This is a genomic window from Mucilaginibacter sp. (genome assembly GCF_036383575.1).
Classification (GTDB): Bacteria; Bacteroidota; Bacteroidia; order Sphingobacteriales; family Sphingobacteriaceae; genus Mucilaginibacter.
The window spans coordinates 1-10,540 of sequence record NZ_DASVOB010000148.1; the positions used below are offsets into that span (position 1 = coordinate 1).

Annotated in this window: 7 protein-coding genes and 1 pseudogene; 6 read left to right on the forward strand and 2 right to left on the reverse strand. The window is 41.8% G+C overall.

The genetic code is table 11. The features are described 5' to 3' along the window. Window positions 1-564 precede the first annotated feature (564 nt). The 6 genes from VF500_RS05375 (at window position 565) to VF500_RS05400 (ending at window position 9,410) form a co-directional block, all read left to right on the forward strand. Window positions 565-1,155, forward strand: coding sequence for an RNA polymerase sigma-70 factor (locus VF500_RS05375; protein WP_330858691.1), 591 nt, complete (start codon window positions 565-567; stop codon window positions 1,153-1,155). Between the two features lie 77 nt (window positions 1,156-1,232). After that, on the forward strand, window positions 1,233-2,267 hold the full coding sequence (locus VF500_RS05380; protein ID WP_330858692.1) for a FecR family protein: 1,035 nt from the start codon (window positions 1,233-1,235) through the stop codon (window positions 2,265-2,267). A 226-nt stretch (window positions 2,268-2,493) separates the two neighbouring features. Continuing rightward, window positions 2,494-5,952, forward strand: a complete 3,459-nt coding sequence (locus VF500_RS05385) for a TonB-dependent receptor (RefSeq protein WP_330858693.1) — start codon at window positions 2,494-2,496, stop codon at window positions 5,950-5,952. Between the two features lie 18 nt (window positions 5,953-5,970). Further along, complete coding sequence (locus VF500_RS05390) at window positions 5,971-7,467, forward strand: RagB/SusD family nutrient uptake outer membrane protein (RefSeq protein WP_330858694.1); 1,497 nt, start codon at window positions 5,971-5,973, stop codon at window positions 7,465-7,467. Between the two features lie 109 nt (window positions 7,468-7,576). Continuing rightward, a complete protein-coding gene (locus tag VF500_RS05395) occupies window positions 7,577-8,812 on the forward strand; it encodes a cytochrome c3 family protein (protein ID WP_330858695.1) in 1,236 nt (411 codons plus the stop codon). 232 nt (window positions 8,813-9,044) lie between these two features. Then, the gene (locus tag VF500_RS05400; protein ID WP_330858696.1) at window positions 9,045-9,410 is read left to right on the forward strand and encodes a hypothetical protein; all 366 of its coding nucleotides are present in this window, start codon (window positions 9,045-9,047) and stop codon (window positions 9,408-9,410) included. A gap of 140 nt (window positions 9,411-9,550) precedes the next feature. Here the strand turns inward: VF500_RS05400 and VF500_RS05405 are convergent, their stop codons facing one another. Beyond that, complete coding sequence (locus VF500_RS05405; protein ID WP_330858697.1) at window positions 9,551-9,970, reverse strand: OsmC family peroxiredoxin; 420 nt, start codon at window positions 9,968-9,970, stop codon at window positions 9,551-9,553. Window positions 9,971-10,086: 116 nt separating this feature from the next. Beyond that, window positions 10,087-10,540: pseudogene (locus tag VF500_RS05410) on the reverse strand (oxidoreductase); the annotation flags it as partial.

Genomic DNA, 10,540 nt, shown 5'->3' on the forward strand with positions numbered 1-10,540 from the left:
CAGAAGTACAAAAGGCAAGAAAGCTTGCTCGTCTGCAAAAAGAAGCTCAAAAACTCGGTCTTACTCTCCAAAATGCAGCTTGATTATGAATGATTTACATGCACGTCATTATAAGGTACGAAGCAATCCCAAACTATACAGGGCGGCTCTGTAAGTAGGGGATTGCTTCGTCGTTCCTCCTCGCAATGACGCTATTTTTAATCGTTTTTAAACAGCTTGTTAGTTTTAAATATCATATTGAGATTGAAACCTCCTCTACAACATATATTATAATAAACCATACCTCCCTCTTCTTCATAACGATATTTTATCCCATACAGCGGCAAAAAATCTTATTTTGTGTCAATTTATAGTCAATATAAATTTGCTCGAAATTGAAAGGGCCCAGGATAAAATCCCTCTCTACATAGTGTAAAATCAACATTATGGCTTGATTATCTCATTGTGTCAAAGCAACATAATAAAGGTTTATGTTAAAAGTATTACAATTGATGGCTTGTTAGTTGCCTTAATTATTTTCAGTTTTGCCGATCATTTAACATTAATTGCCACGTTATTTAACCAATGACCGATTTTACCAAGCTGACTGAGGATGATTTGATGGGGTTGCTACAGCAGGATAAACTTAGTGCGTTTAGGGAGATCTATCAGCGGTATTGGAAAAAGCTGTACAGCGATGCTTACAGGCGGTTAAAAAACAAGGAGCTGTGCGAGGAAGTTGTTCAGGAGATATTTTCAAATCTTTGGCATAAACGTCATGCACTGCAAATTAATACTACCATTGGCGGTTATCTGCACCTGGCCGTTTTAAACCAGGTGGTTGACCAGTACCGCAAGCAAACCATCCGCGCAAAACACACCGAAGCGCTTAAATTGTTAACTACCGAGACCGATACCGGTACTGAAGACGCGATCATGTTGCGCGATCTTACCCATACGCTCGAAACCGAAATAAGCCACCTTCCTGATAAATGCCGGTCGGTTTTTGAATTGAGCCGCAAGGAATACAAATCTAACAAAGAGATAGCCCAACTGCTGGGGATCTCGGAAAAAACGGTTGAAAACCAGATCACTAAGGCAATTAAACGGCTGCGTTTAAGCCTGAGCCATCACCTGCTGATCACAGTGGCCATGTACCTGCATAAATTTTTTTAAAAAATTTCACATGTGTGTAGGGGGTACACTATCTCCCATACGTCATCCTATTTATAAACCGGAATTATTTTCTTTTCATGAAAGAACCTATACGTATTGATTTGCTTGAAAAATACATTAAAGGCGATTGCACCGAAGCCGAGATAGCTTTGGTAAAGCAATGGTATTTGAGCTTTGAGCATGAAAACGATCATGTTTCCGATCTATCGCCGGCCGAGGAGAAGCAACTGGAAGAGAGGATCTATTTCAGTATTATCAGCAATCTTGATCTTGTACAGCTACAAACACCTCAGGAGCAGCCGAAGGTTGTAACGTTCCGTAAATGGTATGCTGCGGCTGCCGCCGCTGTTGTTGTTTTTGCATTGTCGGTCATGGCTGTTATCTATACTCAAAAAACAAAAGATCAGCATCTGGCAGCATCAACGGTAAGCGATGTACACCTGTTTAACGTTAGCAATAACACCGGCCATATTTATAAAGTCACCCTGCCGGATAGTAGTGCGGTTTGGCTCAACCCATCTGCAAAGATCAGCTATCCTAATGTGTTTGCTGCCGGTTCGAGACAGGTTAGCATCTCGGGCGAATGTTTTTTTGAGGTGACGAAGAATCCTCAGCGCCCTTTTATTATCAGCAGCCGCTCTATTGTTACCAAAGTTTGGGGTACCAGTTTCCTGGTGCGTGATAACGAGCAAAGTAATATGGCCGATGTATCGGTGCTAACGGGGAAGGTTTCGGTAAGTGTTAAGGCTAATGGTAAAAACAGCACCATTACAACAAAGCTTACTAAAGATGAGGTGATGATCTATCCGCATCAAAAGGCGGTTTATCTGAATGATAAGCATACGCTTACATCGCAGGCGGTTGAGGTAAGATCAACCGTGAAACAGTACCAGCGTACGCACCTTGTTTTTGATAATAAACCGCTTAGGGATATTATCCCGGTACTTGATTCCAGCTATAATGTAAATATTAAAGTAAGCAGCGAAAAGCTGAACCACTATATCCTGAATGCCGATTTTGATGGGTTTAACTTACCTGATGTGCTTAACGCGCTGAAGAAATCGCTCAACGTTGACTACGCTATTGTGAATAACCATATTGAACTTAAATAACCAATCCTATTAAACACTCAAAAATTATAAGATGTACAAAAAACTACAAACCTAAGAAAGAAAAAAGTAAAGCAAACCTCAGAAAATGATCTGCATAAAAAAACTTAGAAGTGTTGCGAGCACCTCTAAGTTTTAAGGATCAAAAAGCCCGTTCCGCTAAGAACACCTCTGGGAGGTGTGCGGGCTATTAATTGTCTCATTTTTAACAAAGAAACATAACAAATATATGAATTTTCGTTTACGAAGGCCCATCCCATGGGGTAAAATCATGAAGATCACTTTTAGCCAGATCCTGATAGCAATAATGGTAAGCAGCATAGCTTATTCAAGCCCGATTAAAGCTCAGGGGATACTTAACAAAAAGGTAAATGTTACACTCAGCAATACAACTATGCTTGAGGCTTTACAGTACCTTCAAAAAAATAACAACGTAAAGTTTATTTACAGCGCCAGCTCACTGGATGCTGATAAGCACTTTTCATTAAACATCAATAACCAAACATTAAAAACCGTACTTGACCAGGTGTTTAAAGACAATGGTATCAACTACGATGTAATGAACGATAGGGTAGTGCTTGAAAAAAAGGCCGCTACCACTCCAACAGTTAATGCTGCCGATCCGGGCGTTGTAATTACTGAGGAGACAGCAGCTAATGTTACTATTACAGGTAAGGTTACCGATAATACTGGCCAACCTGTTCCGGGAGCTACAGTTACCGAAAAAGGCACAACCAATGGCATTACTACCGGTGTTGACGGTGGCTACAAATTATCGGTTGCCGGTCCAGCTTCGGTTATCGTGGTGCAGTTTATTGGTTATGCTAAACAAGAAATTGTTGTTGGTAGCCAAACAGTTATTAATGTTGTATTAACTGAAGATATAAAGGCAATTAACGAAGTTGTGGTTGTTGGTTACGGTACGCAAAAACGTACTACAGTTACCGGTGCAATCAGCAGTGTTAAAGCCAGCGATCTGCAGGATCAGCAGGTTACCCGTGTTGACGATGCGCTTCGGGGCCGCGTTACCGGTGTTAGCGTTGTACAAAGCTCTGGTTCTCCGGGCTCATCACCACAGATCAGGGTGAGGGGGGTTACTTCAAGGTTAAACAGCGACCCGTTATATGTTATTGACGGTATTGTGGTTGATAACGGCGGTTTGGATAACGTAAACCCCAATGATGTGGAATCAATAGAGGTATTGAAAGATGCTTCGGCTGCTATTTACGGTTCACGTTCATCAAACGGTGTAATCATCGTAACTACCAAAAAAGGTAAAAAAGGCGACGCTCAAATTACCTATAATGGTTACGTTGGTGTACAGTCGCCGGTTAGCAAATTTAAAGTGACCAACGCGTCTCAATATGCTACTTTAAGAAATGAGTCGAAAACAAACGATGGCGCAGCAGCCATTTTTGCAAATCCGGCATCATATGGTACAGGCACCAACTGGCAGGACCAGATATTTGATAACAATGCGCTGATCCAGAATCACAATCTTAATATCAGCGGTGCTACTGATAAGGCAAATTATTATACCTCATTCGGTTATCTTGATCAGCAGGGTGTGGTAATGCCATCAATATCTGGCTATAAGAAGTTTAACTTTACTGTTAACACATCATACAAACCAAAAAAATGGCTTACCATTGGTGAAAACTTCACTTATTCGTACACCAAAAACAAGGCGTTTGGTAACACCAACAGCGTATTTGGCGGTCCGTTAAGCTCATCGTTAAACCTTGATCCTATTACACCTGTTACTGTTAGTGATATTAATGGTCAACCAAACGTAAGTGATTATCAAAAAGCAAATATCATCAGGAATGGCCAGGGTTTGCCTTATGGCATATCAGGCTATGTAGGTCAGGAGATCACTAATCCATTGGCATACGCGCAAACTGTTTTAGGTAACTATAGTGATGCAACCAATTTATTAGGTAGCGCTTTTGTTGAAGTTGAACCAATACGGGGTTTAAAGGTAAGGTCACAGATCAGTGCAAAACAAGCTTATTATGGTTCTGACGGTTTTACACCATTGTACTATCTTAACTCAAGTACTTCAAATACTACCACAAATCAAACCCAGGCCTACAACAGGAACTTGTCATGGAACTGGGATAATACCGTAACCTACAGCCGTTCATTTGGAAAAAATAACCTGACAGCGCTGGTAGGTACAAGTGCTCAAAAAACTACTGCTTCCGGCTTGCAAGGTACTTTTTTAGGAGAGCCTGCAACATCACTGAACGACGCATCAATACTTTATGCATTACCGGCAGCCAACAGGATTGCATCAAGCTCACTGGCATTAGATGATGTTCAGCCACATACACTTGCTTCATACTTTGGCAGGGTTACTTATGATTACGATCAGAAATACTTGTTCTCGGGTATTATCCGTCGTGATGGTTCATCACGTTTTGGTGCAAATCACCTTTACGGTACATTCCCTGCCGGCCAGGTTGGTTATGTGGTAAGCCGTGAGGATTGGTTCCCTAAAAATACGTTTGTTGATTTCTTCAAATTACGTGCCTCATATGGCTCTGTAGGTAACGAAAGGGCCCTTGGTCCGTTCAGGTATGCTGCAACCATCGGCAGCGGTCGTAACGCTATTTTTGGCGATGCAGTTGGCATAGGCTATAGCCCTAATCAGCCGCCTAACCCTAATTTAAAATGGGAGGAAACCCACACTACCGATATTGGTTTTGATGCAACATTGTTTAATAATCTGAGCGTAACTTTTGATGTTTACAAAAAACTTACAAAAGGTATGTTGCAGGATGTGCAATTGCCTGCATATGCAGGTTTTGCAGGTCAGCCATCTGATAACGTGGGCGACATGGAAAACAAAGGTGTGGAGTTAAGCCTTAACTACAGCAATAAAATAGGCGAGTTTAACTACAGTGTTGGTGGTAATATTTCATATAACAAAAACACCGTAGTAAGCTTAGGTAACCAAATTGATCACTTTGTTCAGGGTACCGTACAAAGCACTACTTATGAGATCGGCCGTATCACCCCGGGACAACCTATCGGCGAGTTTTATGGCTTTAAGGAGTTGGGCGTTTTCCATTCACAAGCTGAGATCAATGCTTACACCAAAAATGGCCAGCTGATACAACCAAACGCTAAGCCTGGCGACTTTAAATGGGCAGATACTGATGGTGATGGAAAAATTACTCAATCAGATCGCCAGTTCCTGGGCAATCCGCTGCCTACCTTTACTTATGGTATTAATTTTAACGCTAATTACAAAAACTTTGATATCAAATTATTTGGTCAAGGTGTTTGGGGCAATAAAATTTACCAGGCTTACCGCAGGTTAGATATACCTTCGGCTAACTATCCTATTGCAGCCCTTGATGCCTGGACAGCAACTAACAGTGGCAGTAACTATCCGCGTTTAAGTGATGCCGATCCGAATAACAACTTTAAAAATCCATCAAATTTCTATCTGCAAAGCGGTGCCTATTTCCGTATCAAAACCTTGCAGTTAGGTTATAATTTACCTGCATCATGGTTAAAATCGGCTGATATTAAAAGGGTAAGGGTATTCCTGAGCAGCAATAACCTGGTAACTGTTACAGGTTACAAAGGCTTCGACCCGGAAATAAGCGGCGGTATTGATATGGGGCTTTATCCTCAGGCCCGCACATTTATGGCCGGTTTGGATATCACTTTATAATAACAAATTACAATTATCATGAAATCAAAACATATTATATATACTGGCTTGGCTTTGATGGGAATGGGTGCCATGGTATCATGCAAAAAATCATTCCTTGAGCTGCAGCCTAAAGGGCAATTCTTAGAGTCAAACTATTACGCAAACCCCGATGAGGCTTTTGCAGCAGTAATAGCTGCTTATGATCCATTGGTTACCGAAACTGGTGGTATTGATAATACTTATTCAGATCCGCTTGGCGCGTTGAACTCAGCTTCTGACGAGTGCTATGCAGGTGGTGGCAGTGCATCAGACGTTACCCCATGGCAGGTGATCAACAATTATACGCTTACACCTGCGCAAGGGCCGCAAAACCAATTTTGGGCAATCAACTTTCAGGGTGTTAACCGTACCGATGTATTGCTTGAAAAGCTGCCACAGGTACCGGGCCTAAGCGCCGATTTGCTAAAACGCTACACCGCCGAAGGGCAGTTTTTACGCGCACACTATTATTTTGACCTGGTAAGGTTATTTAAAAATGTGCCGTTGATACTTAATTCATTGAATTTAACTAATGTGTACGACCAGGTACAGGCTACCCCTGAAGCGGTTTACACTCAAATTGAAAATGATTTGAAAGCAGCTATTCCGGGTTTACCTGCTACTGTACCTACAACAGACGGTGGTCGTGTAACGCAAGGCGCAGCTAAAGCTTTATTGGGTAAAGTTTATCTGTACGAGAAAAAATGGGCCGATGCAGCAACTATGTTAAAGGATGTGAACACTAACTACGGTTATAAGTTATTAACCAATTATGGTGCTATTTTTAGCCCAACAAACAAGTTCAACAGCGAATCTATTTTTGAATTGGTGCACTCTGGTACACAAAGCTATACCTGGAGCAACTGGGATCAGTTTAAATCAAACATCTATACCCAGATGATTGGTCCGCGTAGCTATACCGGTCCGATATATTACGGTGGCGGGTATGGTTTTAACCCGGTTACAACTCAATTGGCTACCGCTTTAAAAGGCGATCCGCGTTATGGCTATACTGTTGTTAATATTGATAGCTTAACAAAAGCTACTAAAACAAGTTATTCGCCAAGCTATCAAAATACCGGTTACTTTATCCAGAAGTATGCCCCTGTGTTGGCTAATAAAGTAACAACAGGTACTACCGATCTGAACTGGCCTAATGATTATATTGAGATCCGTTTGGCTGATACTTACCTGATGGAAGCTGAAGCTGAGTTGAACGGTGGCGGCGATCAAAGCCGTGCACAAACTTTGCTTGATGCGGTACGTACCCGGGTTGGTTTGGCTTCAAAACCTGCTACGCTTCAAAACATCTATGATGAAAGAAGACTTGAGCTGGCTACTGAAGGCCACCGCTGGTTTGACCTTGTACGCTGGGGCCAGGCGCCAACCGTACTTGCGTTTAAAAACTTTAAAGCAGGTGTGAACGAGATATTGCCTATTCCGTTAAATGAAACGCTTAACGGTACCAAGCTTAAACAAAATCCTGGTTATTAATTTAACCCGTATAACTAACTAATAAAAAGGCTGTCATGTTACATGGCAGCCTTTTTATCTTTATATAGAGGGGCATTGCATTGACCTCTTTGATTTTAGCGATAATATTATGCTTAAGCGCAGGACATTCTTTTTGGTTTTACTTTTATTGATACCCCTGAGCTTTTTACTGGTACAGTGCTTTAGTGATAAGCCGCAGGATCCGAGGGATGAGATCTTTGCTGGGTCGGCAAGTTGTGGAAAATGCCATAAGGATGTTTATGAAAGTTACCTGCATACAGCGCATTATCTTTCATCAAGGCCAACATCTCCCGAAATTGTACACGGTAGTTTTAATCCTCATGATAATACTGTACAATATGCCGACGGTGCAGTTATAAAAATGGAGAAGCGCAACGGCGAGCTTTACCAGGTGAGTTATACCAGGGGCAAAGAAAATATCGCTCGTAAAATGGATATCACCTTTGGCATAAACAAAGCCCAAACCTATATGTACTGGCAGGACAAGCAATTGTTCGAATTGCCGGTATCCTATTTCAGCGCTATACATGGCTGGGCAAACAGTCCGGGTTATGATGGTGGGAAACCGGATTTTAACAGGCCAATTTTGCAGAGATGCTTTGAGTGCCATGCATCGTTCATCAGGAAGGCATCGCAGCAAAATGTAGATATGCAAAATCGTAAGATGGAGTTTGAGCCATCATCCATCATTTATGGTATTGATTGCGAACGTTGCCATGGCCCTGCTGCAAACCATGTAAACTATCACGAAGCTTATCCGGAGGAAAAGCAGGCAAAATATATCACCCGATTTGCGTCGCTCAGCCGCGCTCAAAAAATGGATGCCTGTGGGGTTTGTCATTCAAGTAGTCATCAGGCTTTCCAGGTATCAACCTTTAAATTTAAAATGGGGGATACTCTGGCCCGGTTCAAAGAGCCCGATTATTTAAACATACAAACCAATGCAGCCTCGCTTGATGTGCATGGAAACCAGAATGGATTGCTTACTGCCAGCAAATGTTATATGATGAGCAATATGGATTGCAGTACATGCCATAACACCCACGTAAATAACGGCGGTAACCTCGCCCTATATTCTAAAAAGTGTATGAGTTGCCATACCGAAGCCAATCATAACCTCTGCAAAGTAGCGCCTAAGCTAAGCGCAGTCATGCAAAATAACTGTATCGACTGCCACATGCCGCTTAAACCGTCAAATACCATAGCTGTAAATGATACCGCGAATAAAAAGTCATCGCCATATTTGGTGCGTACACATCGCATTGCCATCTATCCAAATGAAACTAAAAAGATCCTGGCGTTTGTGCAGGCTGCCGGGAAGTAGCTTTTTGTTTTCCAAATAAACAAAATCTATGTCATTGCGAGGTACGAAGCAATCGCATGCTATACAGAGTGGTTATGCTTACGTGCGATTGCTTCGTACCTCGCAACGACATGTTTTTTTCTTCCCAACGCCGTGGTTTTGAGATGTGACCACGATCACTTTTTTTACGCGCTATGATCATGGTGCAGGTGAGGCGTACCGGCCATCTTTGTATCATTAAAAGATAACAATCATGGCAACTTTAAAAATAAATGCTCCTGAATGGACCGCTGCAAATACCAATACTATTAATACTGCCAATACTAAAACCGGCAATAATACCTGGAATAAATTAGTGGCTTTTGCCGATAGCCAGACCCCTAACAAAACCATTTGGTTCATGTTTTCTCTTGTTTCACAAGGTGTTCTTTTTTTACCTATACCTGCTTTTCTGCTTTATTACTATAATGCTCCTATAGCTATACTGGCTGTTACACTGGTGTTATTCTTTAGCAACATCATAGCTGGCATGGGTGGTTTAGGTATCCGTAGCGTACTTGGATTGTTTGCATTCAGTGTTCTGGTACATATCACCATGCTACTTGTATTCATACTATAAATATCGCTTATTTAACCCCTAATTTAATAATGTGCTGAAAAGCCGCCGGTTTCGCTCCCGGCGGCTTTGTTGTATCAGGAATAAAACAAAAAAGGGATTGCGCATCGCACAATCCCTTTTTTCATTTCTATTAAATGTAATTAAGCGTAAGTAACGGTTAAAGTAATTGGCACGCTCAGTGCTTTTGAAATGATGCAATTAGCTTTTGCACCTTCAGCAATTTGTTTAAACTGCTCTTCAGATACACCATCAATTGCTGAACCTTTAAGCTCCAGGTGGATGCCTGTAACTTCCAATGCCTGCATATCCAAGTCAAGAATTGCATCGGTGGTTAAATCGTTAGGAGTGAAGCCTGCCTGGGTTAAAGCAGCGCCAACAGCCATAGTAAAACAGCCTGCGTGAGCAGCAGCTAATAATTCTTCCGGGTTGGTGCCAATGCCATCGGCAAAGCGGGTTTTAAATGAATACTGGGTTTTGTTTAATACAGTGCTCTGGGTAGTGATCTCTCCCTGACCAGCCTGTAATGTACCATTCCAATGGGCGTTTGCTGTACGTTTCATAGTGTGTTGTTTTTGTGTATTTAGTTCATAGTTTATGGTTCATAGTTCATGGCTTAATTTGTGAGGCAATAGTTTCATGTTTTACTATGAACCATGAACTATTACCCGTGAATCAATTAGTGCCATTTAGCGCGCTCGTACTGTACCGGCCATTTTATCTCCTCGCCAAGCTCGTGTGCTGCACGTAGGGCAAAATGAGGGTCGCGGAGCATTTCCCTCGCGAAAAATACCAGATCGGCGCGTTCATTTTTTATAATTTCGTTAGCCTGGTCGGCTTTGGTGATCAAGCCTACCGTACCTGTAAGTATACCGCTTTCTTTTTTAACTTTCTCAGCAAATTCAACTTGATAACCTGGTATTAATGGAATTTTAACATTTGGAATGTTGCCGCCTGTTGAGCAATCAATAAGGTCAACACCTTTATCTTTTAAAATTTTAGCCAATGCTACCGAATCATCGGCAGTCCAGCCACCTTCTACCCATTCTGTTGCTGAAATACGCACGAACAGCAGGTTTTCTTCGGGCCATACCTGTTTGATGTCTTCAATAATCTCAAGCAGCAGGCGGATG